Annotated in this window: 25 protein-coding genes and 2 tRNA genes; 9 read left to right on the top strand and 18 right to left on the bottom strand. The window is 63.8% G+C overall.

Going from position 1 to position 24,851, the window contains the following annotated elements; genetic code table 11:
* Positions 1–66 precede the first annotated feature (66 nt).
* Positions 67–143: transfer RNA gene (locus SKZ59_RS06915), tRNA-Val, on the bottom strand.
* A 63-nt stretch (positions 144–206) separates the two neighbouring features.
* A tRNA-Val gene (locus SKZ59_RS06910) sits at positions 207–283 on the bottom strand.
* Positions 284–419: 136 nt separating this feature from the next.
* On the opposite strand from SKZ59_RS06910, the gene SKZ59_RS06905 reads away from it, so the two are divergent.
* Positions 420–884 (top strand): hypothetical protein, encoded by a 465-nt coding sequence (locus SKZ59_RS06905; protein ID WP_070304716.1) that lies wholly within the window; start codon positions 420–422, stop codon positions 882–884.
* Position 885: 1 nt separating this feature from the next.
* Here the strand turns inward: SKZ59_RS06905 and SKZ59_RS06900 are convergent, their stop codons facing one another.
* The gene (locus SKZ59_RS06900) at positions 886–1,992 is read right to left on the bottom strand and encodes an acyltransferase (RefSeq protein WP_319991189.1); all 1,107 of its coding nucleotides are present in this window, start codon (positions 1,990–1,992) and stop codon (positions 886–888) included.
* A 139-nt stretch (positions 1,993–2,131) separates the two neighbouring features.
* Here SKZ59_RS06900 and SKZ59_RS06895 point away from each other — a divergent pair, with 139 nt between their 5' ends.
* The gene (locus SKZ59_RS06895) at positions 2,132–3,094 is read left to right on the top strand and encodes a succinylglutamate desuccinylase/aspartoacylase family protein (RefSeq protein WP_413774534.1); all 963 of its coding nucleotides are present in this window, start codon (positions 2,132–2,134) and stop codon (positions 3,092–3,094) included.
* A 161-nt stretch (positions 3,095–3,255) separates the two neighbouring features.
* Here the strand turns inward: SKZ59_RS06895 and SKZ59_RS06890 are convergent, their stop codons facing one another.
* Both SKZ59_RS06890 and sugE read right to left on the bottom strand, forming a co-directional pair.
* Positions 3,256–3,585: an SMR family transporter gene (locus tag SKZ59_RS06890; RefSeq protein WP_070217979.1), complete on the bottom strand. Its 330-nt coding sequence runs from the start codon at positions 3,583–3,585 to the stop codon at positions 3,256–3,258.
* A 22-nt stretch (positions 3,586–3,607) separates the two neighbouring features.
* Complete coding sequence (gene sugE / locus SKZ59_RS06885; protein WP_046684095.1) at positions 3,608–3,928, bottom strand: quaternary ammonium compound efflux SMR transporter SugE; 321 nt, start codon at positions 3,926–3,928, stop codon at positions 3,608–3,610.
* A 213-nt stretch (positions 3,929–4,141) separates the two neighbouring features.
* Between sugE and SKZ59_RS06880 the strand changes: the two genes are divergently transcribed.
* From SKZ59_RS06880 to SKZ59_RS06860, 5 genes are all read left to right on the top strand, one after another.
* Positions 4,142–4,501: a DUF1304 domain-containing protein gene (locus tag SKZ59_RS06880; RefSeq protein WP_319991187.1), complete on the top strand. Its 360-nt coding sequence runs from the start codon at positions 4,142–4,144 to the stop codon at positions 4,499–4,501.
* Positions 4,502–4,665: 164 nt separating this feature from the next.
* Positions 4,666–5,247: a hypothetical protein gene (locus tag SKZ59_RS06875; RefSeq protein ID WP_319991186.1), complete on the top strand. Its 582-nt coding sequence runs from the start codon at positions 4,666–4,668 to the stop codon at positions 5,245–5,247.
* A gap of 72 nt (positions 5,248–5,319) precedes the next feature.
* Positions 5,320–6,492 carry a helix-turn-helix transcriptional regulator gene (locus SKZ59_RS06870; RefSeq protein ID WP_034751926.1) on the top strand — a complete coding sequence of 391 codons (1,173 nt, stop codon included), beginning with the start codon at positions 5,320–5,322 and terminating at the stop codon, positions 6,490–6,492.
* 139 nt (positions 6,493–6,631) lie between these two features.
* Positions 6,632–6,928, top strand: coding sequence for an ArsR/SmtB family transcription factor (locus tag SKZ59_RS06865; protein ID WP_034751927.1), 297 nt, complete (start codon positions 6,632–6,634; stop codon positions 6,926–6,928).
* Positions 6,929–6,984: 56 nt separating this feature from the next.
* Positions 6,985–8,049, top strand: coding sequence for an alkene reductase (locus SKZ59_RS06860; protein WP_319991185.1), 1,065 nt, complete (start codon positions 6,985–6,987; stop codon positions 8,047–8,049).
* Between the two features lie 117 nt (positions 8,050–8,166).
* On the opposite strand, the gene SKZ59_RS06855 is transcribed toward SKZ59_RS06860, so the two are convergent.
* On the bottom strand, positions 8,167–8,388 hold the full coding sequence (locus SKZ59_RS06855) for a hypothetical protein (protein WP_319991184.1): 222 nt from the start codon (positions 8,386–8,388) through the stop codon (positions 8,167–8,169).
* Between the two features lie 250 nt (positions 8,389–8,638).
* Here SKZ59_RS06855 and SKZ59_RS06850 point away from each other — a divergent pair, with 250 nt between their 5' ends.
* The gene (locus SKZ59_RS06850) at positions 8,639–9,250 is read left to right on the top strand and encodes a 1-acyl-sn-glycerol-3-phosphate acyltransferase (protein ID WP_319991183.1); all 612 of its coding nucleotides are present in this window, start codon (positions 8,639–8,641) and stop codon (positions 9,248–9,250) included.
* 31 nt (positions 9,251–9,281) lie between these two features.
* On the opposite strand, the gene SKZ59_RS06845 is transcribed toward SKZ59_RS06850, so the two are convergent.
* On the bottom strand, positions 9,282–10,172 hold the full coding sequence (locus SKZ59_RS06845; RefSeq protein WP_319991182.1) for an MBL fold metallo-hydrolase: 891 nt from the start codon (positions 10,170–10,172) through the stop codon (positions 9,282–9,284).
* Between the two features lie 119 nt (positions 10,173–10,291).
* On the opposite strand from SKZ59_RS06845, the gene SKZ59_RS06840 reads away from it, so the two are divergent.
* A complete protein-coding gene (locus SKZ59_RS06840) occupies positions 10,292–11,293 on the top strand; it encodes a GlxA family transcriptional regulator (RefSeq protein WP_319991181.1) in 1,002 nt (333 codons plus the stop codon).
* 28 nt (positions 11,294–11,321) lie between these two features.
* On the opposite strand, the gene SKZ59_RS06835 is transcribed toward SKZ59_RS06840, so the two are convergent.
* The 11 genes from SKZ59_RS06835 to SKZ59_RS06785 form a co-directional block, all read right to left on the bottom strand.
* Positions 11,322–11,882 carry a HupE/UreJ family protein gene (locus SKZ59_RS06835; RefSeq protein ID WP_319991180.1) on the bottom strand — a complete coding sequence of 187 codons (561 nt, stop codon included), beginning with the start codon at positions 11,880–11,882 and terminating at the stop codon, positions 11,322–11,324.
* Positions 11,879–12,517 (bottom strand): urease accessory protein UreG, encoded by a 639-nt coding sequence (gene ureG, locus SKZ59_RS06830; RefSeq protein ID WP_319991179.1) that lies wholly within the window; start codon positions 12,515–12,517, stop codon positions 11,879–11,881. Before ureG ends, SKZ59_RS06835 begins: the two co-directional genes overlap by 4 nt.
* Before the next feature lie 23 nt (positions 12,518–12,540).
* Positions 12,541–13,221 carry an urease accessory protein UreF gene (locus SKZ59_RS06825; RefSeq protein WP_319991882.1) on the bottom strand — a complete coding sequence of 227 codons (681 nt, stop codon included), beginning with the start codon at positions 13,219–13,221 and terminating at the stop codon, positions 12,541–12,543.
* Positions 13,221–13,745, bottom strand: a complete 525-nt coding sequence (gene ureE, locus SKZ59_RS06820) for an urease accessory protein UreE (protein WP_072453122.1) — start codon at positions 13,743–13,745, stop codon at positions 13,221–13,223. The genes SKZ59_RS06825 and ureE overlap by 1 nt, the downstream gene beginning before the upstream one ends.
* A 13-nt stretch (positions 13,746–13,758) precedes the next feature.
* Positions 13,759–15,459, bottom strand: coding sequence for an urease subunit alpha (gene ureC / locus SKZ59_RS06815; protein WP_219327226.1), 1,701 nt, complete (start codon positions 15,457–15,459; stop codon positions 13,759–13,761).
* A gap of 1 nt (position 15,460) precedes the next feature.
* Positions 15,461–15,790, bottom strand: a complete 330-nt coding sequence (locus SKZ59_RS06810; protein ID WP_034751935.1) for an urease subunit beta — start codon at positions 15,788–15,790, stop codon at positions 15,461–15,463.
* 21 nt (positions 15,791–15,811) lie between these two features.
* Positions 15,812–16,114 (bottom strand): urease subunit gamma, encoded by a 303-nt coding sequence (locus SKZ59_RS06805; RefSeq protein ID WP_034751936.1) that lies wholly within the window; start codon positions 16,112–16,114, stop codon positions 15,812–15,814.
* A gap of 22 nt (positions 16,115–16,136) precedes the next feature.
* Entirely contained in the window at positions 16,137–17,003 is an 867-nt protein-coding gene (locus SKZ59_RS06800; RefSeq protein WP_319991178.1) for an urease accessory protein UreD, read from the bottom strand.
* 130 nt (positions 17,004–17,133) lie between these two features.
* The gene (locus SKZ59_RS06795) at positions 17,134–19,350 is read right to left on the bottom strand and encodes an EAL domain-containing protein (protein WP_319991177.1); all 2,217 of its coding nucleotides are present in this window, start codon (positions 19,348–19,350) and stop codon (positions 17,134–17,136) included.
* A gap of 174 nt (positions 19,351–19,524) precedes the next feature.
* Complete coding sequence (locus SKZ59_RS06790) at positions 19,525–21,690, bottom strand: sensor histidine kinase (protein ID WP_319991176.1); 2,166 nt, start codon at positions 21,688–21,690, stop codon at positions 19,525–19,527.
* A complete protein-coding gene (locus SKZ59_RS06785) occupies positions 21,687–24,737 on the bottom strand; it encodes an ATP-binding protein (protein WP_319991175.1) in 3,051 nt (1,016 codons plus the stop codon). Before SKZ59_RS06785 ends, SKZ59_RS06790 begins: the two co-directional genes overlap by 4 nt.
* Positions 24,738–24,851 lie beyond the last annotated feature (114 nt).

Genomic DNA, 24,851 nt, shown 5'->3' with positions numbered 1-24,851 from the left:
ACTCCCAAAGCTTGGTAGTAGTTCGCGGTGTCATAACCGGTTCACCCTTTCTCTCTAACTGCATTCTGGTGGGCGGTGAGGAATTCGAATCCCCGACCCCTTGGATGTCGACCAAGTATTCTAACCAGCTGAACTAACCGCCCGTAAAACTTTTTTATCGATTACTGCATCAGCAATCGTCTTTAAAACCATCTACTGCCAAATTCTGGTGGGCGGTGAGGAATTCGAATCCCCGACCCCTTGGATGTCGACCAAGTATTCTAACCAGCTGAACTAACCGCCCCGAAGACCAGCATTATAGAGAGGCTTTCCCAGAATGACAAGGGCTGTTTTACAGGAAACTTTAATCATTCTCCGGGCGTCAGCCTCCTTTATAGAGAGGGGGCCCGCGGCGCCTTGAATGCCGCTAGAATCGGGGCATGAATTCCACCATACTAACTTGGCTGAAAACCCTGAGCCGCATTTGCGGTTTTGAAACGGCCGACTCCTTCCCGCCCCATCATCCGTACGCGCGCACGCGCTGGGACGCCGCGTATTTCGATATTGCCTCCGACGTGAAGCCCGACGAGATCGAGCGGCGCATCTGCGCGGCCATCGCCAACACGCCGAGCGTCTTCGCCTACATCACCAACCCCACGCCCCGCATGCAGCGCGCGCTGCTGAACGTGATCCACGACCGGCTGCGGCGCCAGCCCGGCGCCGGCGCCACGGACCTGGTCTTGTTATTGATCAACGCCTACGCCAGCGACCACATCACGGAAGCCGTGCCCGGCCTGCGCACCCTGATCTTCAACACGGAACACGAGGACACGAACCTGCGCGTGCATGCGATCCTGGAATTGCTGGTGGGCACGCCGCGCGGGCTTGACGTCATCGATATGTAAATCAGGCGTGGGTGGCGGGAACGTAGCGCGCCCGCAAGCGCATGAACGGCGTTTCCACCAAAGCATATAAAAGCCAGCCCGTGGCGATGCTGGCAGCAATACTGGCCAGTATCGCTGTGAGGCTATCGGCGCCATGGCCAACGCCTTGCAAATAGGGCCGCAATAAGATGCACAGCTGCTTGTGCAGCAAGTAAATCGCATACGACCACAGGGCCAGACTGGCCGCGCCCGGCACGCGCAGTCGATAGAGTGCGCTGGCTGGACTGAGCGCCGCGATCAGAAGCAGGGTAAAACTGGCGGCCAGGGCCGGATAGCCGAACACCGTCACCCAGTAGCCATAGTGATCGTTGAGGAATACATAAAACATCAGCGCCGTGCCCGCGATTCCCGCGAGCAAGCTGCGGTTGCCATGGGATGTCAGGCGCGTCCAGGCGGCCGGATGGTAATTCTTCAGCAGCGCCAGCGCCACGCCCGCCACCAGCTCGTCGAAGCGGCACCACGACGCGTAATAAATATACTTGTAATAGCCAAGGCCACCGCGTGGCACTTGCACATACTCATCCCACAAATAGGCGCGCACCAGCATGCCGACGATAAAGCTGGCGGCCACGGCCAGCCAGGCCCACAGCAGGGACTTGCGGCAGGCGGCGATCAACAGCGCCACGGCCGGCAGCAGCACGTAGAACTGCTCTTCCACGCAGAGCGACCACGCATGCGAAAACGCCGTACCCGGCGTCAGATTGATATTCTGCGTAAAGGTCAGGAATTTCCACAGCGGCAATAACGCGCTATCGCCGCGAAACGCGGGCCACAAGTAATACAGGGCCAGCACGGCGTAGAAACTGGGCAAGGTGCGCAGGAAGCGCCGCGCATAGAAACGCGGCAAGGAAAAGCCGTGCTCGCTGCGCAAGGCCGCAAAGATCTGGTTGCCGATCAGATAGCCGCTGAGGGCAAAGAACAGGTCCACGCCCGTCCAGCCGATTTCGCCCCAGAAACCGAACGCCCCCTCGCTGACGAACAGCAAATAATGATTCATGAAGACGAGCACGATGGCCAGCGCGCGCAAGGTATCGAGGCCAGACAGGCGCGAAGAAGATGAAGAAGACATGGATCTCGGCAAGTAAAAACAACGGTGGCGCCGATCATGCCATGCCGGGCCCGACGATGCGCACATTTTTACGGGAGCCTGTGGCGAATCCCGCTAAAATATGCCGACCCCGCTTTCCCTTCCCGCAACAGCATAGGATATGTCCAGCATGAGCAGCGCACTCCACTTCAAGTCCATCAACTACACGGGCCAAGGCAGCGGCCCGCGCCTGATCGTCACCGGCGCCGTACACGGCAATGAAACCTGCGGCACCAAGGGCATCCACCGCGTGATGGCTGAACTCGACAGCGGCGCCCTCTCCATCGTGGCCGGCAGCGTCACGTTCGTGCCCATCACCAACCCGCTCGCTTACGCCAAGGGCGTGCGCAGCGGCGACCGCAACCTGAACCGCAACCTGTTCCCGAATGACAATCCACAGGATTTCGAAGACCGCATCGCCAACTGGCTGTGCCCGCTGCTGGGCCAGCATGACGTGCTGCTGGACTTGCACTCGTTCAATGCCGACAGCCAGCCATTCGTCATGGTGGGACCGCGCAACAACGATGGCCCGCTGCAACCGTTCAAGCACGAAGACAAGGAACGCGCGCTGGCACGCCGCCTGGGCGTACGCCGCTTCGTCGATGGCTGGCTGCAAACGTATGGCGCCGGCGTACAGCGCCGCCTGGGCAGCAGCGACCAGGTGGGCATGGTCTTGCGCTACGGCGTGGGCACGACGGAATACATGCGCTCGACGGGCGGCTATGCGCTGACCCTGGAATGCGGCCAGCACGCGGACCCGGCCGCGCCGGACGTTGCCTACCGCGCCATCATGAACACGCTCGCCTTCCTCGGCTTCATCGACGCGCCGCAGCCGGAAGCGATCGCCGACGCCGACATGGAAGCGCTGAACATGGTTGTCGTGCACGACAAGCTCGATGCAGGCGACCGCTTCATCAAGACCTGGTCCAGCTTTGACAAGGTGCAACAGGGCGAGCAGATCGGCGTGCGCGCGGACGGCACGCCCGTGACGGCCGAGTTCGACGCCTACATCCTGTTCCCGGACGTCAACGCGCAAGCCAATGCCGAGTGGTATTACCTGGCGCGGGTTGCCAGCAGTTTCTGATTAGAGCCTATTCCAGTAGGGAGCGTCATCTGCTGGTAGTTCATCAGGAGCGCGGACAAGGCGTGAGGAGGACGCGTGGCGAGCCACGCGACGACGATCAACGCAGTCCCCGCTTCTGAGGGGCGCCAGCAGGGGATGTATTCATCTACTGGGATAGGCTCCTAGTGCCCGACGGACTTGGAAAACAAGTTAATCACGAGCACGCCGGCAATGATCAGCCCCAGGCCGATCAAGGCCGGCGTGTCGAGGCTTTGCTTGAACCAGAACCAGCCGACGGCGGAAATGAGCACGATGCCCACGCCCGACCAGATCGCATACACGATACCGGTAGGAATGACCTTCAAGGTCAAGGACAAGCACCAGAAGGCGATGCTGTAGCCAACCACGGTGATGACGCTGGGCCACAAGCGGCTGAAGCCCTCGGACGCCTTCAAGGCGCTGGTGGCGATCACTTCGGCGATGATGGCGATGGCCAGGTAGAAATAGGTCATGGCGAGACTCATGCTGGCCTCCTTATTGTGGGCTGAGCAGTTTCAAGCCCAGGATGCCCGACACGATCAGGGCGATGCAGGCGATGCGCGCGGCGCTGGCCGGCTCGCCCAGCACCATGATGCCGAAGATGGCCGTGCCAACGGTGCCGATGCCCGTCCAGATGGCGTAGGCCGTGCCCAGCGGCAAGGTGCGCAAGGCCAGGCCCAGCATCACCACGCTGCCCACCATGGAAACCGCCGTCAGCACGGAGGGCACGAGCCGCGTAAAGCCGGCACTGTACTTGAGGCCGATGGCCCAGCCGATTTCCAGCAAACCCGCCAATACCAGAATGATCCATGCCATACTTTTCTCCCGAGGCGGCAGGGTCGTCCCCGCCATACAGCCCCCACATCGAGCGGGGTCGTCCCCACAGGAGCAAAGGGAAAAGTATACCATTGGGTGAAAAATCTTGCCCCAAGCACACTTTGCGCTAGTACCATCGCTCTAATCGAAAGTTGCCAAAAAACATGCACTTGGCAGCATAATTGCCGCATCCATTCACTTTCGGGAACAACAATGCTGCTACTGGCCCAAATCCTTACCGCCCTCATCCTGCTGCTGCACGTGTATATCGTGCTGCTGGAAACCGTGCTGTTCGATGTGCGCGGACGCAAGGTGTTTGGCCTGTCCAAGGAAAAGGCGGAGATCGTGCGTCCCGCCATGTCGAACCAGGGCTGCTACAACGGTTTTCTCGTCGCCGCGCTGGCGCTGGGCTTTTTTCACCCGGACGCGGCCATCGCTTATGCATTCACCGTGTTCGGCCTGGCGTGCATCGCCGTGGCCGGCGTGTGGGGCGCGGCCACCGTCATGACGCGCATCCTCTACCTGCAAACGGTGCCTGCCGTCATCGCCTTGCTGCTGTTCCACTTCGCCTGATGCCAGCCGGGGCGGCCAGCCGGCCGCCCTCCCCCGCTCCGTGCTGCCCGCGCATACCCCATATGGGTGATGTTTCCAAAAAACATGCCCGATACAATTCCTTATAGCAATAAAAAAGATACCACCAGATACATGGTGGCACGTCACAGTCCACAGGGGAAATCATGCAAGCACATCCAACCACCTTTGCCGTCACTTTACTCGGCTGCCTCATGCTGTCCGCCTGCGGTGGCGGTGGCAGCGACGACACCAGCTCGGGCAGCGGTTCCACCAGCGCCGGCGGCACCAGCGGCACCTCGGCAAACTGCCAGTACAGCAATCTGATCAGCGACGCGGAACGCAAGCAGGCCAGCGCCTGCGGCATCCAGGTATCGGGCAACTATGCGCAGGCCGATTCCGGCTACGACAGCGTGATCGCCGCCTGCAAGCTGGGAGAAAAAGCCAAGGCCGATGCCTACTATAGCGGCACGTACCAGAAAATGGTCGACTACGCGCGCAACGTGAGCAAGGAACTGGGCTGCGGGCAAAACAATGGCACCACCTTGCCCAACAACACCACGGCAAGCAACTACAATTTCTGTGTCAAAAGTACCACCGTCAATGGTAAGCTCAGCTATGAAGGCGCTTGCTACGGCCCCGTCAAATCGGGCGAAGGCGGCTGCGGCAGCGGCTATAACTATGTGAGCCAGTACGCCAGCCTCAGCACGTGCACGTCCGGCGGCAAAAGCTGGCTGGAATCGCGTTAAGAAAGCCGGGCGGCCGAAGCAAAGGCCGCCCTTGTCTGTCTTGCCCACCGCTTGCCGCCATGAGGATCGCCAATGACGCCATCGCTCGCCGTCGCCAGCCAGGCACTGATTACCCTGATCTACGAAGCGGCCACACAACATGGTGCCTGGTCGCAATTCCTGGCCGCCCTGGCGCAACAGTTGCAGTCGCACGCAGGCTTGATCTGGGCCAATGATTTCAGCAACCGCTCAGTCGATGTCCAGCTGCCGGGCAGCGGCCTGGCCGCCACGTATGGCTTCGAATCGGACGCCATGGCCAGCTTTGCCAGCTATTACGGTGCGCGCAACGTCTGGCTGGAAGACGCCTCCCTGCACCGTGAAGGCGCCGTCGTCACCGGCTCCATGCTGTTTCCCGACCATTGCCTGAAGAAAACCGAATACTGGACGGACTGGCTGCGCCCGCAAGACATCTTTTATACCGCGGCGGCCATCGTCGAATTGCGCGCCGAACGCTCCACCAACGTCACCGTGGTGCGCCGCGAACGGGCGGGTGCCTACGACGCGGGCGAGCTGGCGCTGATGCGCAACCTGATGCCCCATCTGCAAACGGCGTTTGCCCTGCAGCGCAAGCTGCGCCGGCTGGAAGTGCTGTCCCAGAGTTCCACCCAGGTACTGGAATTGCTGCCGTTTGGCGTGCTGCTGCTCGACGCCACGTCACAATTGCTGTACGCCAACGAGCGGGCGCTGGCCATGACGGCTTCGACGCGGCTGCTGCAGCTGCGCGAAGGCGCGCCCCTGTATTGCCCCCGCGAAGCGGACAACGGCGCGCTACGGCGCCTGCTGCACGAGGCCGCACAAACGGGCACGACGGCGGCAGGCGGCCCCGGCGGCGTGCTCAATCTGAACGGACTGACGGGCGAACAGTTGCGCCTGCGCGTCACGCCCCTGCCCTCCTGGCACAGCCCATTCGGTTCGGCCAGCGCCATCGCCGTTTTCCTCAGCGACAGCAGCGACCTGATCACCTCGCTGGCCGCCACCTTGCGCAATTTCTATGGCATGACGGTGGCCGAGGCGCGCCTGACGGAAGCGCTCGTCAACGGCTATTCTCTGCAGGAATACGCCGAACGCCAGCGCATTTCCATCCACACGGCGCGCACGCAGATCAAGAGCGCCACCGCCAAGGCCGGCGCCCAGCGCCAGGTGGACCTGGTGCGCATCGTGCTGACAGGTCCGGCCGTGCTGCAACGCAATCCCCTTCCCGCCTGAATCCGTCAAAAATGCGTGCCGCCAGCACGCTTTTCATTTATATCGTAAGATAGTCATATCGTAAAACAGCGATATTAGGATTGAACAAACACGATATATACATCGCTGAAAAGCGAATTGTATGTTCAGGAGAAACAATATGGATATCGACGCCATCCACAAGGCGCTGGCCAATCCCGTGCGGCGGCAGATCCTGCAATGGCTGAAGGAGCCGGAACAGTATTTCCAGGAGCAGGATCACCCGCTGCACCTGGGCGTGTGCGCCGGCCTGATCGACCGGCGCCTGAACCTGTCGCAATCGACGGTGTCGGCACACCTGGCCAGCTTGCAGAAGGCGGGCCTGATTTCGGCCACCAAGGTGGGCCAATGGAGTTTCTTCAGCCGCAATGAAGCCACCATTCAGGCCTTTCTCGATCACATGCAGCAAGGTTTGTAACAGCAACCCCATCCACATCGCCGCACGCGGCACTCTCGACAGGAAAGACAACCATCATGGCAACTTTATTCGATCCCATCACCATTGGCAGCCTGCAACTGAAAAACCGCATCATCATGGCGCCGCTGACGCGTTCGCGCGCCGGCAATCCGGGCCGCGTGCCCAACGCCCTGATGGCCGAGTACTACACGCAGCGCGCTTCGGCCGGCATGATCATCTCGGAAGCGACGGCCGTCACGCCGCAGGGCGTGGGCTATGCCGACACCCCGGGCATCTGGTCCGAGGAACAGGTGGAAGGCTGGAAACACATCACCAAGGCCGTGCATGACGCGGGCGGCCTGATCGTGCTGCAACTGTGGCACGTGGGCCGCATTTCCGCACCGCTCTTCCTCGACGGCGACCTGCCCGTGGCGCCCAGCGCCGTCAAGCCTGCAGGCCATGTAAGCCTGGTGCGCCCGCAACAGGAATTCGTCACGCCGCGCGCGCTCGATGCGGAAGAGATTCCCGGTATCGTCGCGGCCTACCGCCTGGGCGCGGAAAATGCGAAAAAAGCGGGCTTCGACGGCGTGGAAATCCACGGCGCCAATGGCTATTTGCTCGACCAGTTCCTGCAAGACAGCACCAACTTGCGCACCGACAACTATGGCGGGTCGATAGAAAACCGAGCCCGGTTGATGCTGGAAGTGACGGACGCATGTATCGAGGTATGGGGCGCGGACAAGGTCGGCATGCACCTGGCGCCGCGCCGCGATGCGCACGACATGGGCGATTCCGACCCGCGCGCCACCTTTGGCTATGTGGCACGCGAACTGGGCAAGCGCGGCATCGCCTTCATCTGCGCGCGCGAAGCACTCGGCGACGACCGTCTGGGCCCGTACCTGAAGCAGGAATTCGGCGGCGTATACATTGCCAACGAAAAAATGGACAAGGCGGCGGCCGAAGCCCTGCTGGCCAAGGGCGAAGCCGATGCCGTCGCCTTTGGCCTGTGGTTCATCGCCAACCCCGACCTGCCTATCCGCCTGCACAGCGACGCGCCGTTGAACCCGCTGAACCCGGCCACCCTGTACGCGCAGGACGCGGCCGGCTACACGGACTACCCGGCGCTGGCGGCCCACGGCTGAACGGCACCCTGAGCGGCACCCTGAGCAGCAACTAGCGGCTTCCCCCGGCGGCGGGCGCAACGATACCAACGCAAAAACTGCGTGACGATCGCGGCGCCCGCCGTTTTTGTCTGCCCTTCAGCGCCATCGGCGCCGTGCCGGCCTGGCCGGACGGCGCGCCTGCACGCTGCTGAAGACACGGCGTATCACCTCGGCCGGCACCGCGTGCTCGCGCAGGTAGGCCGTCGCCACCGTTCGCCCCAGCGCATGATGAAACGCCACGCCCCGCTCAACGAGCTCGGCCATCACTTTGTCCGTTCGGACTTGCTGCCCATGTCCATCATCGATACTGTTTTTCATGCCATGGCTCCCTATCGGGTGGATCAACCTTGCATCAAGTTTTGACCACATTGCGCACATTTAGTGCCCGACAGCGTGGCAAAGCATCGTTAAAATAGCGGCAGCAACAGCCCCGACACCGCATGAATAGCGGCCTCGGCTGCTTGTCGCCACCGCCAGCCCCGTATAGAATGCCTGCGCAGAATTTTTGCTTCAAGGAAAATGGCCACCAGCGCCATCCCATTAAGAATAGTGTCACTGAAGGGTATCAATGGACGATTTATTTGTACAAGCGGGCGACTTGCCGACCTGGCACCAGCGCTGCGCGCTGCGCGTGCTGCACCTGTTTGGCTGGCGCATGCGCTTTCGCCCCTTGCCGGGGCCGCGCGGCATCGCCGTCGTCTACCCGCACACGTCCAACTGGGATTTCATCGTCGGCCTGTTCGGCAAATGGGCGCTGTCGCTGCCCTTCCGCTGGCTGGCCAAGGATTCGCTGTTCCGCGGCCCCATGGGCAAGGTGCTGCGCTACCTGGGCGGCGAACCGGTCGACCGCAGCACCACCAGCGGCACGATACAGCGTCAGGCCGAACGCATGCTGGCCGCAGACTGGTACTGGCTGGCCATCACGCCGGAAGCGACGCGCAGCTACCGCCCCAACTGGAAAAGCGGCTTTTATCACCTGGCCGTCGCAGCCAAGGTGCCCTTGCTGCTGGTCTACATCGACTACCCGAACAAGGTACTGGGCGTCGTCGACCATTTATATCTGACGGGCGACAAGGAGGCCGACATGGCGGCGATTGCCGCCGTGTATGCGGGCCACCAGGGCTTGCATCCTGAAAAGGCGGCGCCCATCGTGCTGTCGGAGCGCCGCCCCGGCGCCTAGCTCCCGGACACAAGCAGGGTGATGGCAGCCCTTAGAACGCCAGCACCTCGCCATCTTCCGGAATGCGCACGCGGTCTTCAATACCATGTTGTTTGACATGTTCCCGCAGTTCTTTACGGCTCAACGTCATATGGTTAATCGCATCCATGTGGGTCGCGATAATGATCGCGTTTGGCATCGCCTGATAGGCATGCAGCACATCGTCCTTGCCCATGATGATGGAGCCGGTATGGCCAACCATGCGCGCATCCCCGGCGTTCAGGATAATCACGTCAGGCTTGAACTTTGCCAAAGTCTGATCGACCGCGCCATGCCAGACGGTATCGCCGACGACATACACCGTCTTGACACCAGGCGCTTGAAAGACAAAGCCCATGGCTTCGCCCAGTGCCTGACCCAGCGGTTTGTTCGCGTACATTTCCTTCGTGCCATGCTGGCCGCCCGTCTTGCTCAGCTGCACGCCGTCAAAGACCGTCTTCTCGCCAAGGATGCGGACATCGGTATAGCCTTGCCCGCGTATCAGTTTGGCATCCGTTTCATCCTGCACGAACAGGGGAATGGATTTGGGGATGAACTGCTGATCGCCGCCATCCCAATGGTCCAGGTGCGTATGGCTGACAATCACGGCATCAACGCCTTTCATGATGTCTTGCACAGGCAGCGTCAGGTCGACAAGCGGATTCCTGAGCTGGCTATTGAAGGTGCCTGGAAATCCTGGATACGTCCCCTTCTTTGCCAGGAAGGGGTCGACCAAGAACGTCTTGCCGGCATAGTGAATCTTGGCCGTGGCGTTACGGATTTGTTGCACTTGCACTGCCGGACTCGTCACGGTAGCTGGCACATTCGCGCCGGCGTGCGCAGTTGAAACAGCTGTGCCAGCGGCCAGTGACAAAGCGATGATGAGGGCTTTCATTCGTTGCATGTTCTGCTCCATTGATTAATGAATCGGTAGCAGCATTGTGGGCGCATCGGCATGTACTTAAAATTGACCCGCATGCCAATTATCGAAACTTTTGGGCCAGAAGCATGTATCCTGCTTCCATGATGAAAAAACGCCCTGTCGTGGCACTGATCGCCTATCCCAACTTCAGTCCCTTCCACTTTTCCGTACCCTACCTGGTATTCAACTCGGAACTGGCCGAAGGGTGCCTGTTCGACCTGATGATCGTGTCGTCCGGCGCTCGCCCCCTGACTGCCGAGCGTGCGTTAACCATGCATCCCGACGGCGGCCTCGAGCTGACGGAAACGGCCGACATCCTGATCGTGCCGGGCTGGCATGACCTGGACGAGCGTCCCGAAGCGGACTTGCTATCGGCGCTTTCACGGGCCCATGCGAGGGGCGCCCATGTCGTCGGCCTGTGCTATGGCGCCTATGCGCTCGCCTATGCAGGGTTACTCGACGGCAAGCGGGCTTCGACGCACTGGATGGCGGAGCAGGATTTCTGTACCCGTTTCCCACGGGTCAAGCTGGATATGAATGCGCTCTATGTTGACGAGGATAAGTTGATTACGTCGGCAGGGACAGGCGCAGGGCTCGACTGTTGCCTGTATCTTGTCCGCAAATATTACGACTCCAGAACGGCCAACAAGGTGGCGCGAACGATGGTGATACCGCCGCACCGCGAAGGCGGGCAAGCTCAGTTCATTGAACAACCGGTCGCCGTATCGACCCAGGATGCGCAGGTAAATCTGCTGCTGGATTATTTACGCGACAACCTCGACAAATCCCACAGCGTCGAGGATTTGGCGGCGCGTACGGCCATGAGCCGGCGAACCTTTACACGCCATTTCAGCAAAGCAACTGGCATGACGTTCGTGGATTGGCTCGTCAATGAACGCTTGCAGCGCACGCGCGAACTGCTGGAAACGACATCGCTGTCCATCGAAAGAATCGCCGATGTTGCCGGGTTCAAGACGGCAACATCGTTCCGCCAGCATTTCAAGAAGCGTTTCCAGGTGAGCCCGAGAGACTGGCGCAAGACATTCGGAGATGAGCTGCTCATGCAAGCAGAGCAGGCTTCACCTTCCGCTCTGTCCAAGTGACCGGCATTGGAGCCGTTTGCTTTCGTTTTTAATTCATCCCCATCAGCACCACGCCGGCAGCCGTCAAGGCCACGCCGGCCACCCGCAGCATGCGCTCGGCCAGCACCTGGCCGGTGAAACGTCCGGCCCACAGCAGGATGGCCGAGGCCAGCATGAAGCCGCACGCGGCCGAGGCGGCCGGCAATTCCTGGCCGTGGGCATTGCCATGCGCCAGCGCAAACAGGCCCACCAATCCCATGCCCAGCCAGTTCGGCAAGGCCAGCGCCAGCGCGATGGCCAGCCCTACCAGCGCCACCGTGGCGGCGATGCCCGTTTCCAGCCCGGGAATGCTCAAGCCCGCCATGCCGGCCAGCGCGCCAAGCAGCATCATGCCGAGGAACGTGGCGGGCTGCGCCAGGCCGCGGCGCTGCTGGCCGCCCCAGATGCCCACGCCCAGCATGGCCAGCAAATGGTCGATGCCCGTGAACGGATGGGCGAACCCGGCCAGGAATCCCACGCTCTCACCATGGCCGGGATGGGCCATGGCGGGCATGGCCAGCAGGCACAGGGCAGCCACGGCGGCCGTTTTTCTCATCAGTGTTGTGCTCATTGCAGCTCCTTGTCTGGTTGATCGAGCAAACCTTGCTCGCGGATAAAATCGATGACCACCTGCACGCCGTCGCCGCTGCGCAGGTTGGTAAATACGAAGGGGCGCGCGCCGCGCATGCGCTGGGCGTCCTGCGCCATGATGTCGAGATTCGCGCCCACGTATGGCGCCAGGTCCGTCTTGTTGATGATCAGCAAATCGGAACGGGTGATGCCGGGCCCGCCCTTGCGCGGGATTTTTTCGCCGCCCGCCACGTCGATCACGTAAATCGTCAGGTCCGACAATTCCGGGCTGAAAGTGGCGGCCAAATTGTCTCCGCCCGATTCGAGCAGGATCAAATCGAGGTTGGGAAAATCCGCCTGCATGCGCGCGATGGCTTCCAGGTTGATGGACGCATCCTCGCGGATGGCCGTGTGCGGGCAGCCGCCCGTCTCCACGCCCATCAGGCGCTCGGCCGGCAAGGCATCCGCGCGCAGCAGGATTTCCATGTCTTCCTTCGTGTAGATGTCATTCGTGATGACGGCCATGTCGTAGCGCTCGCGCATGCCCTTGCACAGCATTTCGCACAGGGCCGTCTTGCCCGAGCCGACGGGCCCGCCGATGCCCACGCGCAGCGGATTGGAGGTGATCGAAGTCATAGTATGGTCTCTCGTTATAGTATTCAGGAACGGTACAGGCGGCTGTACTGCACTTCGTGCCGCATCGACAGCAGCGACAGGCCGGGCGCCCAGTTGCCCATCTCGTCGTCTTGCAAGGTTTGCGCAGTGAGCGCCGCAGCTTCCAGGTCTGGGCGCAGCGACAGCAGCAGGCGCTGCCCGGCCACCTGCCCCAGCGGCACGGATTTCACGCAGACGAGCACCTGGTTTTCCGCCCAGGCGAACAGCATGGCCAGCAGCGCTTGCTCGCGCGGAATGGCCAGCGCCGCCACGGCGCAGGCATACGCGGTAGGCAGGGCCACTTCCGCCTGTCCCTGCAGCATGTCGATCAAGACGCCGTCGGCCACGCCCAGTTCGGCCAGCAGCTTGGTCAAGGAATAGCCCATCTGGATCGTCTCGGCGCGAAATTCCGCCGTGTCGCGCGACGCGATGAAACGCTCGCTCCAGCGCTGCACGGCGCGCAAATCCTGCGCTTCAAACGCCTGCATCAAGCGCCAGCACAAAGGCGCTTCCCAGCGCGCCACCACCTGCGCCAGATGCTCGGCGATCCATTCGCGCGCCGTGGCCGCGTCGTGCACCAGGCTAGACTCAAGCGCCGCTTCCAGCCCCTGCGAATAGCTGTAGGCGCCGATTGGCAAGGCCGGACTGGCGAACTGCAGCAAATGCAGCAGGGCCGAGGCCTGCATCACGCGGCGCCTGGCACATCGCCGGGACGGTGGATCTTCTGCCGCAGCGGCACGGGCGCCAGCAAGTGCTGGCCGTGGCCGTCGTGGTGGCCATGGCCGCCGCCGTACGCGCCCGCCTCGGGCTCGAACGGCGCGCTTTCTTCCGTCACCATCGCCTGCAAGCCTTCGAGCATCTCCTTCAGCACGACGTCCTTGCGGATGCGCAAAAAGCCGTCGCCCACCTGCGCCTGCGTGTGCCGGTTCCCCAGGTGAAAAGCGCAGCGCAGCAGGGTATGCGCATCCGCGCACCGCACCAGATAGGTCGGTTCGCGCGCGGCGACGATCCGCACCACCTGCCCTTCCGGCCCCGTCATGCGCTCGCCGTCGCGCAGCACCGTGCCGCGCACGGTGAACACGGCCACGTCGTCGCCATTCGACAGCACGGCGCGCAGCCGGCATTTTTCGCGCTGATCGTAGGGCAGAACCAATTGCGCAAACGGTGCGCGCTGGTCTTCTGGTCCCAACTTGGTATGCAAAGTCAGCATGTTTGTCTCCCGCTTAAAATAGAAAATAGCGCTGCGCCATCGGCAGCACGGCAGCCGCTTCGCACACGAGCAACTGGCCGTCGGCGCGCACGGCGTAGGTTTCCGGGTCCACTTCCATGTGCGGCGTGGCGCTGTTGTGGATCATGTCGTGCTTGCGCAAGCCGCGCATGTTCTTCACGGCGATGACGGATTTGTTCAGTTTCAGCTGATGCCCGATATCGAGGTCGTAGGCCGCCTGCGAGACAAACGTAAACGACTTTTTCAGGCCGCCGCCGAAAGCGCCGAACATCATGCGGTAGTGCACGGGCTGCGGCGTGGGAATCGACGCGTTCGGGTCGCCCATCTGCGCGGCCGCGATCATGCCTCCTTTTAAAATCATCGACGGCTTGACGCCGAAAAACGCCGGCTTCCACAGCACGATATCGGCGATCTTGCCCGCCTCGATGGAGCCCACCACGTGCGCAATCCCGTGCGTGATGGCTGGATTGATCGTGTACTTGGCGATGTAGCGCTTGGCGCGGAAGTTGTCGCTGCGCGCCGTGTCGGGCGCCAAGGCGCCCCGCTGCACCTTCATCTTGTGCGCCGTCTGCCAGGTGCGCATGATCACCTCGCCCACTCGCCCCATCGCTTGCGAGTCGGACGACATCATCGAGATGGCGCCGATGTCGTGCAGGATGTCTTCCGCGGCGATGGTTTCGCGGCGGATGCGCGACTCGGCAAAGGCCACGTCCTCGGCAATGGCCGGATCCAGGTGGTGGCACACCATCAGCATGTCCAGGTGCTCGTCGAGCGTGTTGACGGTGAAGGGTCGCGTGGGATTCGTCGACGAGGGCAGCACGTTGGACTGGCCCACGGCGGCGATGATGTCTGGCGCATGGCCGCCGCCCGCGCCTTCCGTGTGGAACGTGTGGATGGTGCGGTCCTTGAAGGCTGCCAGCGTGTGCTCGAGAAAGCCGCCCTCGTTGAGGGTATCGCTGTGCAGCGCCACCTGGATATCCATGCGGTCCGCGACGGACAGGCAGTTGTCGATGGCGGCCGGCGTGCTGCCCCAGTCTTCGTGCAGTTTCAGGCCGATGGCGCCCGCGCGCACCTGTTCTTCCAGCGGCAGCGGCAAACTCACATTGCCTTTGCCCATGAAGCCCAAATTCATCGGGAAGGCGTCGGCGGCCGCCAGCATCGCGTGCAAATGCCATGGTCCCGGCGTGCAGGTGGTGGCGGCCGTACCCACAGCCGGTCCCGTGCCACCGCCCAGCATGGTGGTCACGCCGCTCATCAGCGCTTCCTCGATCTGCTGCGGGCAGATGAAGTGGATGTGCGTGTCGACGCCGCCGGCCGTGATGATCATGCCTTCGCCGGCGATGATCTCGGTGGCGCCGCCGATGGCCAGGGTCACGCCAGGCTGGATGTCCGGATTGCCCGCCTTGCCGATGCCGAAGATCAGGCCGTTCTTCAAGCCGATGTCGGCTTTGACGATGCCCCAGTGGTCGAGGATGACGGCATTCGTGATGACGGTATCCATCACCTCGGCCGCGCAGCGCTGCGACTGGCCCATGCCGTCGCGGATCACCTTGCCGCCGCCGAATTTCACCTCTTCGCCGTAGATCGCATAGTCATGCTCGATCTCGATGAACAGTTCCGTGTCGGCCAGGCGGATGCGGTCGCCCTTGGTGGGGCCGAACATTTCGGCATACGCGCTGCGGGGAATGCTGGCCATCTCAATCCTTTCCCGGTGGTGTGTCTTGCAGTTCGCCCATCACTTCGCCATTGAAGCCGTAGACCTTGCGCTCGCCCGCCAGCGCCACCAGTTCCACGGTGCGCTGCTGGCCCGGCTCGAAGCGCACGGCCGTGCCGGCCGTGATGTTCAGGCGCATGCCGTAGGCGCGCCAGCGCTCGAAAGCCAGCGCCGGGTTGACTTCAAAAAAGTGGAAGTGCGAGCCGACCTGTATCGGCCGGTCGCCCCGGTTGGCCACCACCACGGTGGCCGTGGCGCGCCCGGCATTCAAGCTGATTTCGCCTTCTTCCAATTGGTATTCGCCTGGGGTCATGAGGGGCTCCTTCTCAAAAAACTACGGTATCGGGTGGTGCACGGTCACCAGCTTGCTGCCATCGGGGAAGGTCGCTTCCACCTGGATGTCGGGGATCATCTCGGCGATGCCGTCCATGACGTCGGCGCGCGAGAGGATCTTCGTACCATCCGACATCAGCTGCGCCACCGACTTGCCATCGCGCGCGCCTTCCATGATGGCGGCGCTGATCAGGGCCACCGCTTCCGGATAATTCAATTTCAAGCCGCGCGCCAGGCGCCGTTCGGCCAGCAGCGCGGCCGTAAAAATGAGCAGCTTGTCTTTTTCGCGGGGAGTCAGGTCCATGGTTTTCCTTGTTCTTTCCTGATTAAGTGTTCCAGATGCGGGGTACGACGGCATCGCGTCCCAGCATGGCGGGGCGCAGCAGCTGCCAGGCGACCAGCATGACGCGGCGCGCCGCCTCGCTGTCGCCGCACAGCAGGCGCACCACCACCAGCGATTTCATGTGCGTGGCGCCAAACGCGGCGCCGGCCGGCACGGCGATCCCGCGCACGGCCGCCAGCACGGCGGCAGGAACGGGGGCGCCGACGGCGATCAGGGTGGCGCACACCGTGTGGCCCGCCAATCCCAGTGGGCTGGCCATCAGCGCGCCGCCGGCGGCCAGCACGCCCTGCTCCCACCACAGCAGCTTGCCGCCACGGCGGATCTGCACCTGCTGGCTGATGCTGCCCGTATTGAAAACTTCGCCCGAGGCGCTGCGGCCCAGGCAGACGATGTCGCAGCCGATATAGCGGGCGTCCGGCGCCAGTTCCACTTCGTGGCGCAGGCGCACGCAGGCCTGGTCGAAGAAAATGCTTTCCTGTGGCAGCCACTCGATGGCCGCGCCGCTACCGGCGCGCAGCACGATGTGCTGGCCCGAGACATGGCCATTGGCGCGGTACCATTTGGCCGCGCCCGGCGACGTGAGCAAGGCGTGCGCGCCCTCGCCCACTGTGGCGTCGACTGCCAGCTGGTCGCCGCCCACGACGCCGCCGGGCGGATGGATGATGATGGCGTGGCAGACGGCGCCGCCTTCCGGGTACAGGGGCTTTTGCACGCGCAGGGGGCCGCTGTGCGTGCGCTCGACGAGGCGGCTGACGCCATCGTGCAAGGCAAAGCCCAGGCGCAGGTACGCCTGCCAGGCGCCGTGCGCGCTGGCAGGTAAAGGCGTGACTGGTCGGGTGCTGTCTGGCATGCGGGGCAATCGCGTAAATAAGCGATTACCTAAGCAGGATATGTGCCAGCGTCAGGGGAAGGAAAAGTGAGAATCGTGCACCGCGCTGCGGCGGGCGCACCGGCATGGTGCATCTGCCGCACCGCGGCGCTCAGGCCACGGCCACTGTCACGGCCAGGGGGCGCCGTTCGCGCAGCAAGGCCGTGAAGGCTTCCGCGGCCAAGGGGCGGCTGAAAAAATAGCCCTGCATTTCATCGCAGCCGTGTTCCGTCAGGAAGTCGACCTGTTCGCGCGTTTCCACGCCTTCGGCGATGACGCGCATGTCGAGGTTGTGCGCCAGCGAGATGACGGAACGGGCGATGGCCGCGTCGCTGCTGCTGGTGGTCACGTCGTCGACGAAGGATTTGTCGATCTTCAGCACGTCGATGGGAAAACGTTTCAGGTAGCCGAGGCTGGAATAGCCGGTGCCGAAATCGTCGAGCGAAATGCCCACGCCGATATCCTTCAGGCGCGTGAGGGCCGCCACGGCCTTGTCAGGGTCGCCCATCACCGTGCTTTCCGTGATCTCGATGCCGAGGCAGGCGGGCGCGATGCCGTATTTGCGCAAGGCCGCCTCGACGAAAGGCACCGTGCGGTCCTGTGCGAACTGTTTGCCGGACAGGTTGACGGCCACCTTGATGCTGCCCAGGCCTGCGTCGTGCCAGGCGCGGATTTGCGCACACACGCTTTCGAGCACCCATTCGCCGATGGCCGTGATCGAGCCGTATTCCTCGGCCAGCGCGATGAACAGGCCGGGCGGCACCTTGCCCAGCACCGGGTTATCCCAGCGCAGCAGGGCTTCCGCGCCCAGCAAGGCACCCGTGCGCAAGCACATCTGCGGCTGGTAGTGCACTTCGAATTCATCGCGGCAGATGGCGCCGCGCAGCTGCTGCTGCATCGCCAGGCGGGCGCGGATATCGCTGCCCATGCGCTCCGTGAAGAAGGCATAATGGTCGCGCCCCATTTCCTTGGCGCGCACCAGGGCCGTGTCGGCGTGGCGCAGCACGTCATCGAGGCTGTCGCCGTCGGCCGGGCACATGGCGATGCCGATGCTGGTCGTCAGCGCCAGGCGTTCGCCATCGACGCTGAGTTCCTCGCGCAGGCCGGCCAGGATGGTTTGCACCAGCCCCAGGGTACGCCCCAGCAGGGCATCGTCCTGCAGCAGGATCTGGAATTCGTCGCCGCCCTGGCGCACCACCGTGTCGCCTTCGCGCACGCAGCCGGACAGGAAACGCGCCACCACTTGCAGCGCCTTGTCGCCGACGGCCTGGCCGTGCGAATCGTTGATATTCTTGAAACGGTCCAGGTCGAGGCACATCAGCACCACCTGCTGGCTGTCGCGCACGGCGTTCGCACGCGCCTGCTCGAAGCGCTCGCGCAGCAGCACGCGGTTCGGCAAACCGGTCAGCGCATCGTGGTAGGAAAGGAAATCGATCAGATGCTGCTCGGCCTTGCGCTCGCTGATATCGAGGAAGACGCCGATATAGTTGACGACGGCGCCGTCGGGCCCGTGCACCGTGGAGACACTGAGCAGGCAGGGATAGGTGTCGCCGCTCTTGCGCCGCGTCTGCACCTCGCCCGACCAGCAGCCGCTGCTGCGCAAGCCCTGGCGCAGGGCCAGCAGCACCGCTTCGCCCGTGTATTCGGCGTGCAGGCGCATGATGTCCGTGCCCACCACTTCCTGCGCCGCGTAGCCGGTGATGCGCGTAAAGGCGGGATTGGCCGTGACGATGACGCCGGCCGCATCGGTGATCAGGATGGCGTCCTGGGTCGCTTCGAAGACCTGGCCCGACAGGCGCAGCAATTCTTCATTCGCGCGGCGGATCTGCACTTCGCGCGCCAGGGTGCTGGCCACTTGTTCCAGTTCGGCCGTGCGTTCGGCCACCCTCCGTTCCAGGTTGGCGCGCTCCTGCGCCAGCTGCAGCTGCGCCCGCGCCAGACGCACATGGGCGTCGGTGCGGGCGAGGATTTCCTCGGCCTGGAAGGGCTTGGCGATGAAATCGACGGCGCCCAGCGCAAAGCCGCGCACCTTGTCGTCCGTATCGTACTGGGCCGACAGAAAGATCACCGGCACCTGGCACAGGGACGGTATCTCCTTCAGGCGACGGCACACTTCAAAGCCGTCGAGGCCGGGCATGCGCACGTCGAGCAGAATCAGCTCGGGCGGGCGCGCCTGGGCCGTCCACAGGGCCAGTTCACCGTTCGGCGCCTGGCGCACGGCATAGCCGGCGCCGCCCAGCAAATCGCTCAACAGCTTCAGCGAAGCCGGCGTATCTTCAACGATCAGTACTTCGCCCTTCGAGTTCACTTCCGAAAAATCGCGATGCATGTAGCAGTTCTCTCAGCTTTGGATGAGGCGCGGCGGTCGGTTGCCACGCTGGACAAGACATTTCTTTGCGATGAACTACGTACTATCATCATAATCTTTATTGCAATTTAGCACCATCCATCGGCGCTACTTAGTCGTTCTTTTCAGCGAATCCGATGTTGTCAGCCCACACTTTCAAGCGTGCGCCAGCACGCCTTCATTCTCCAGCAAGTCGCACAGCTGGCGGTACTGATGCTGCTCGAGCATGGCTTGCAGCGGCGCCAGCAACGGCGCCGCCACTGCGGGCAGGGCCGCCAGCAGCTGCGCCACCCTGGCCAGGTTCAATTCGCGCAGCGCCACCAGCAAGGCGGCGCGCTCTTCCCCGGTCAACAGCAGCAAATCTTGCGCCCGCAGTGCCGGCCGCGCCTCGGGCGCCGGCGACACGGGCTGCGGCACGGGCACCTGCAGCGGCGCCTCGGCCGCCTGCGCGGGAATGCTGAAGCTGAAGACGGCGCCCTGCCCCGGCGTCGATTCCACCGTCAGTTCGCCTTCCATCAGCTGCACGAATTCGCGCGAGATGGCCAGGCCCAGGCCCGTGCCATCTTTCGGTCCCGCGCTGTCGGCCTGCACGAAGGGCTCGAAAATGCGCTGCTGGTCTTCCGGGGCGATGCCGATACCCGTGTCGCTGACGGCGAACGACAGCATCCATTGATCGCCATCGCGCCGCTCGCCGCGCACGCGCAGGGTGACTTCGCCGCCGCCGGCAAACTTGACGGCGTTCGACATCAGGTTCAGCAGCACCTGGCGCAAGCGCGTCGCGTCGAGCAGCACGGCCTCCGGCAGGCCCGCGCAATCGAGGCGCAGGGCCAGCCCCTGCTGCTCGGCGCGCATGCCCAGCATGTCCATCACTTCCTGCAACAGGGGCGCCAGCGCCACCACGGCCGTCTGCGCCTGCAGGCGCCCCGCCTCGCCCTTCGACAGTTCGAGGATTTCATTGATCAGGGTAAGCAAATGATTGCCGGAGCGGTGGATGATGGCCAGGTTGCGCTTTTCATCGTCGTGCATATTGGGCGAGGCGGCCATCAGGCGCGAAAAGCCGATCACGGAATTCAAGGGCGTGCGCAGTTCATGGCTCATGTTCGCCAGGAAGGTGCTCTTGGCGCGGTTCGCCGCCTGCGCCTGGCTGACGGCCACCGACAGGGCGCTCGTGCGCTCGGCCACCAGTTCTTCCAGGTGATGGCGGTGGCGCAGCAGTTCCAGTTCGGCCTCGCGGTGCGCCGTGATGTCGTAGTTCGAGCCCACCAGGCGCATGGGCAGGCCCTGCCCGTCGCGGAAGATCACGGCGTCGACCTTGATGTAGCGGATGGCGCCATCGGGCCACAGGATGCGGTATTCGTGCGTGAACGCCTGGCCGGCGCCCAGCGCGGCGCGCAGGGCCTCCTTGGCGGCCGGCACGTCGTCGGGCATCAACGCCGCACGCCAGATCGCCGCCGGCGCCGTGCCGCTGTCCGCATCGGCCCTGAACTGCGCGTACATCTGCTCGTCCCACTGCAAGGCGCCGTTGATCACGTTCCAGTCCCAGATGCCGATGCTGGCCGCGCCCGTGGCCATCTGCACGCGCTCCTCGCTGCGCTGCAAGGCGCGGTAGCGGCTGTCGAGCAGCGCCACCATGTCGCGGATGGAACGGTACAGCGTACGCAGCTCGCCCAGGAACCACGCTTTCGGCGGCGTGCCGAACGCTTCGCCCTGCCCTGCCTGGATGCCGGCCGCATACTGGCCGATCGCCTTCAGGGGTTTGAGCATCAGGCACCACATGAGCAGCCAGATGCTGGCCACGAGGATCACATCGAGCGCCACGATCATGGCGCCGATGCCCAGCGCGCGTTGCCTCAACTGCGCATGCAGCAGGGCAGGCGTCGCATACACGGCCACGCTGCCGATGACTTGCCCGCCCATCGTCACGGGGCGCCGCTGCACCAGCCAGTCCGGCTCCGCGGACAGCGAGGAAAAGCTGCCGATGGCGCCGTCCGCGGTACGGCGCAGGACCAGCGCTTCCTTGCCGATGCCCGGCGTCAGCGAGCTGGCCACCAGGTCGCGCTTGCCCAGCATGCTGCGCATGATGGCCTGCATCTGCTTTTCATCGAGATTCCACAAGGGCAGTTCGATGGCCACGGCCAGCTGGTCCGCGCTGACGGACAGGCTGCGCTGCAGCTGCTGCCAGCGCTGCTCGCGTTCGGACTGGTAAAACAGCACGGCAAACACCAGCAGCAGCGCGGTGACGACAAAGGTCAGCGCCACGCTGACGGCCAGCACGATGGACACGCCGCCCAGGCGCGCGCCCTTGGATGGGTGAAGCGTCATGCGTCTTCGCCCTGCGGCTCGCTGGCCAGCTGCGCCAGCAAGGCGCACAGCGGCTGGTATTGATGCTGCTCCAGCATGGCGGCGATGTGCGCGGCCAGCTGCGGCAGGCTGGTCGCCACGCCGGCCAGTACGATGGCGCTGCGCCGCAAATCGAGGGCTTGCACGGATGCGAGCAGCGCCTGGCGCTCGTCCGCGCCCAACTGGCCCAGCGACTGCCGCAGGTCAAATGGCGCGACCGGCACGCGCGGCGGCACGGCGCCGGTGCGCTGGAAGCGCACGCCCAGCTGCTGCTCCAGCATGGCGAACAGGTGTTCCTGCTCGATCGGCTTGCGCAGGAAGCCGTCGGCGCCGGCCGCCAGCGCCTCCTGCTTTTCTTCCTCGAAGGCGGAGGCGGTCATGATCACCAGGCGCGGCTGCACCAGCGCTGGCTGCGCGCGCAGCCAGCGCGTCAGCGCCAGGCCGTCCATGTCCGGCATGCGCCAGTCGCTGAGCACGATGTCGTAGCGCTGCGCCGCCAGCATGGCTTGCGCCTGCACGCCGCCCGCCGCCTCCTGCAGCTGGAAACCCAGCGGCTCCAGCAAGCCGGTCAGCAGCTTGCGGCAGTTGTCGTCATCGTCGACCAGCAGCACCGTGCGCCCGCGCTGCGCCGCTGGCAGGCGCGCCACGCGGCCCGGCGCCAGCGGCGCGACGGCCGGGCACTGTACGCAGGGCGCGCGTAAGTCGAAATGAAACATGGAGCCGGTCCCCAAGGTCGATTCGACGCGCAGCTCGCCGCCCATCAGGCGCACGAATTCGCGCGAAATGGTCAGCCCCAGTCCCGTGCCGGCCTGCGCCACGGCGCTGTCGGCCTGCACGAACGGTTCAAAGATGCGCTCCAGGTCTTCTTCCGCGATGCCGCTGCCCGTATCGCGCACGGCAAAGGCCAGCGCCACTTGCCCATCGTCCTCCGCATGGCAGGCCAGCGACAGGGTCACGCTGCCCTGCTTGATGAACTTGAGCGCGTTCGACAGCAAATTGAGCAGCACCTGGCGCAGCTTGGCGCCATCGAGGCGCACCAGCGGCGGCACGCCGGCACGTTCGAGCCGCAGCGCGATGCCCTGGTCGCTCGACCGCATGCGCACCATCTCGAGCACTTCGTCGAGCAAACCGTTCAAGTCCACGGGCCCCGCTTGCAGCTGCATGCGGCCCGCCTCGATTTTCGACAATTCAAGGATGTCGTTGATCAAGGTGAGCAAATGGTGGCCGGCGCGGTTGATGATGGCCAGGTTATGCTTTTCTTCCTCGAACATGCTGCTCGAATCGGCCATCATCTGCGAAAAGCCGATCACGGAATTCAAGGGCGTGCGCAACTCGTGGCTCATGTTGGCCAGGAAGACGCTTTTCGCGCGGTTCGCCGATTCGGCCTCGGTGACTGCCACCGACAGGGCGGCCGTACGCTGCTGCACCAGTTCCTCCAGGTGGTCGCGGTAGCCGAGCAGTTCCTGCTCGCTTTGCTTGCGCTCGGAAATGTCGACGATACCGCTGCGCACCAGGCGCCGCCCTTCCATCGGCAAGCGCACCAGCCGCACTTCGCAAGGGAAGATGCTGCCGTCGGCGCGCCGCACATTGCGCTCGACCAGGATGGGTTCACCGAGCATGGCGCGGCGCAGATGCTCTTCCATCATCAGTCCCAGCGGCAGACCATCGGGCTGCTCGCCCGTGTACAGGTCGAACGGCCCGCGCGCCAGCAGCGCTTCGCGCGACATGCCCAGCATGCGCTGCGCGCTGCTGTTGGCGTCGATAAAACGGTCCAGGTCCAGGTCATACACGACGATGGCTTCGGGCGCATGCTCGACGAGGATGCGGAAACGCTGCTCGCTTTCGCGCGCATCGCCCTCGGCGCGGCGCAAGCGACGGCGCTGCAGCAGCAAGGCGCTCAGCATGCACGCCATGGCGAGAAACACGGCGCCAGCCGACAGCACGGCCGCGCGGTGCTCGTGCCACAGCTGCGGCGGACGGTTGAAGAACAGGGTGTTCGGCGGCAGCCGGCTGATGTCGGCATCCCAGCGCTGCAGCTGCTCCCAGTCATACATGGGCACGGGACGGACCGGCGGTAGCAAGGCGCCCGGTGCGGCTGGCGCCTTGCCGGCCAACACGGCCAGCGACATCTGCGCCACCTGCTGCGCGGCCCCTTCGATGTGCAGGATGGAGCCGCCGAGGATGCCCTTGCCCACGTTTGTGTTGTACATGCCGAAGGCGGGCACGTTCGCCAGCCGCGCCAGTTCCCCGGCAAACTGCACGGGGGTGGCGATGGCGCCGTCCACGTCGCGGTTGACATTGCCCGTCACCAGCAGCGTATCTGCGGGCAGGCGCGCCACCTTCGCGCGCATCTGCGCCAGGGTCAGGCCGTCGAGATACTCCATGAAAACGATACCCTGCCACGCCTGCGCCGCCTGCTGCATGCTGCGCTTCAAGGCCTGGTCGGCTTCGCTGGCGCCGACGGCCATGACGATGGTTTTGGTCTCCGGGAACAGCGCCATCGCTTGCGCCAGGGTGCCAGGAAAATCGACGTTCGCCTTTTGCTGCCAGATGGCCAGCGGGCTGCCTACCGGCAAGGCCTTGCCCGAGGTGTTAATCGCCAGCACGGGCACGCCGCGCGCCAGCGGTGCCAGGTCCGACAGCAAAAAATCGAGCGCCGGCTGCTGCATGGCAACGATCAGGTCAGCCTTGCGCCCCATCATCTGGGTGTATCTTAAAAGCAACAAATCACGCATCTCATTGCGTAGCGCCGGGTCGCCCTGGGTATTGAGGTTCAGGTGCTCGACCATGATGTCTTCGCTGGCCAGGCCCGCTGCGGCCATGGCGGCCACGTAAGTGCGCGTGTACGATTCCACGCCGGCGCGGCCGTAATCGTAGGCGTTGAGGAACAGCACGCGCTGTCCCTGGTGCGGCGGCGCAGCCGGCATGGCCGCAGGGGCCGCGGCAACACACAACGCCAGCAGCAATGCGCGGCCGCAGCGGCGCACCGCTGCCCTGCCCATCCCGCCGCCAGGCACATCACGCATCATTCGCCATGCCCATGCTCACTCTCGCTGTCACCATGTTTCACCATTGCGCTGACTGCTCAGCGACCGACACTTACAAAAACATGATAACGTCAACTGCCGGGGCAAGTCTATTGC

Origin of the sequence: Janthinobacterium sp. GMG2 (assembly GCF_033949445.1) — a bacterium.
GTDB lineage: Bacteria > Pseudomonadota > Gammaproteobacteria > Burkholderiales > Burkholderiaceae_D > Janthinobacterium > Janthinobacterium aestuarii.
This window is presented reverse-complemented; position numbering and strand designations above follow the sequence as displayed.

Coding starts and splice junctions, on each gene's coding strand:
- SKZ59_RS06905 (WP_070304716.1), top strand. CDS start 420: ATGAATTCCACCATACTAACTTGGCTGAAAACCCTGAGCCGCATTTGC.
- SKZ59_RS06900 (WP_319991189.1), bottom strand. CDS start 1,992: ATGTCTTCTTCATCTTCTTCGCGCCTGTCTGGCCTCGATACCTTGCGC.
- SKZ59_RS06895 (WP_413774534.1), top strand. CDS start 2,132: ATGTCCAGCATGAGCAGCGCACTCCACTTCAAGTCCATCAACTACACG.
- SKZ59_RS06890 (WP_070217979.1), bottom strand. CDS start 3,585: ATGACCTATTTCTACCTGGCCATCGCCATCATCGCCGAAGTGATCGCC.
- sugE (WP_046684095.1), bottom strand. CDS start 3,928: ATGGCATGGATCATTCTGGTATTGGCGGGTTTGCTGGAAATCGGCTGG.
- SKZ59_RS06880 (WP_319991187.1), top strand. CDS start 4,142: ATGCTGCTACTGGCCCAAATCCTTACCGCCCTCATCCTGCTGCTGCAC.
- SKZ59_RS06875 (WP_319991186.1), top strand. CDS start 4,666: ATGCAAGCACATCCAACCACCTTTGCCGTCACTTTACTCGGCTGCCTC.
- SKZ59_RS06870 (WP_034751926.1), top strand. CDS start 5,320: ATGACGCCATCGCTCGCCGTCGCCAGCCAGGCACTGATTACCCTGATC.
- SKZ59_RS06865 (WP_034751927.1), top strand. CDS start 6,632: ATGGATATCGACGCCATCCACAAGGCGCTGGCCAATCCCGTGCGGCGG.
- SKZ59_RS06860 (WP_319991185.1), top strand. CDS start 6,985: ATGGCAACTTTATTCGATCCCATCACCATTGGCAGCCTGCAACTGAAA.
- SKZ59_RS06855 (WP_319991184.1), bottom strand. CDS start 8,388: ATGAAAAACAGTATCGATGATGGACATGGGCAGCAAGTCCGAACGGAC.
- SKZ59_RS06850 (WP_319991183.1), top strand. CDS start 8,639: ATGGACGATTTATTTGTACAAGCGGGCGACTTGCCGACCTGGCACCAG.
- SKZ59_RS06845 (WP_319991182.1), bottom strand. CDS start 10,172: ATGCAACGAATGAAAGCCCTCATCATCGCTTTGTCACTGGCCGCTGGC.
- SKZ59_RS06840 (WP_319991181.1), top strand. CDS start 10,292: ATGATGAAAAAACGCCCTGTCGTGGCACTGATCGCCTATCCCAACTTC.
- SKZ59_RS06835 (WP_319991180.1), bottom strand. CDS start 11,882: ATGAGCACAACACTGATGAGAAAAACGGCCGCCGTGGCTGCCCTGTGC.
- ureG (WP_319991179.1), bottom strand. CDS start 12,517: ATGACTTCGATCACCTCCAATCCGCTGCGCGTGGGCATCGGCGGGCCC.
- SKZ59_RS06825 (WP_319991882.1), bottom strand. CDS start 13,221: ATGCAGGCCTCGGCCCTGCTGCATTTGCTGCAGTTCGCCAGTCCGGCC.
- ureE (WP_072453122.1), bottom strand. CDS start 13,745: ATGCTGACTTTGCATACCAAGTTGGGACCAGAAGACCAGCGCGCACCG.
- ureC (WP_219327226.1), bottom strand. CDS start 15,459: ATGGCCAGCATTCCCCGCAGCGCGTATGCCGAAATGTTCGGCCCCACC.
- SKZ59_RS06810 (WP_034751935.1), bottom strand. CDS start 15,790: ATGACCCCAGGCGAATACCAATTGGAAGAAGGCGAAATCAGCTTGAAT.
- SKZ59_RS06805 (WP_034751936.1), bottom strand. CDS start 16,114: ATGGACCTGACTCCCCGCGAAAAAGACAAGCTGCTCATTTTTACGGCC.
- SKZ59_RS06800 (WP_319991178.1), bottom strand. CDS start 17,003: ATGCCAGACAGCACCCGACCAGTCACGCCTTTACCTGCCAGCGCGCAC.
- SKZ59_RS06795 (WP_319991177.1), bottom strand. CDS start 19,350: ATGCATCGCGATTTTTCGGAAGTGAACTCGAAGGGCGAAGTACTGATC.
- SKZ59_RS06790 (WP_319991176.1), bottom strand. CDS start 21,690: ATGACGCTTCACCCATCCAAGGGCGCGCGCCTGGGCGGCGTGTCCATC.
- SKZ59_RS06785 (WP_319991175.1), bottom strand. CDS start 24,737: ATGATGCGTGATGTGCCTGGCGGCGGGATGGGCAGGGCAGCGGTGCGC.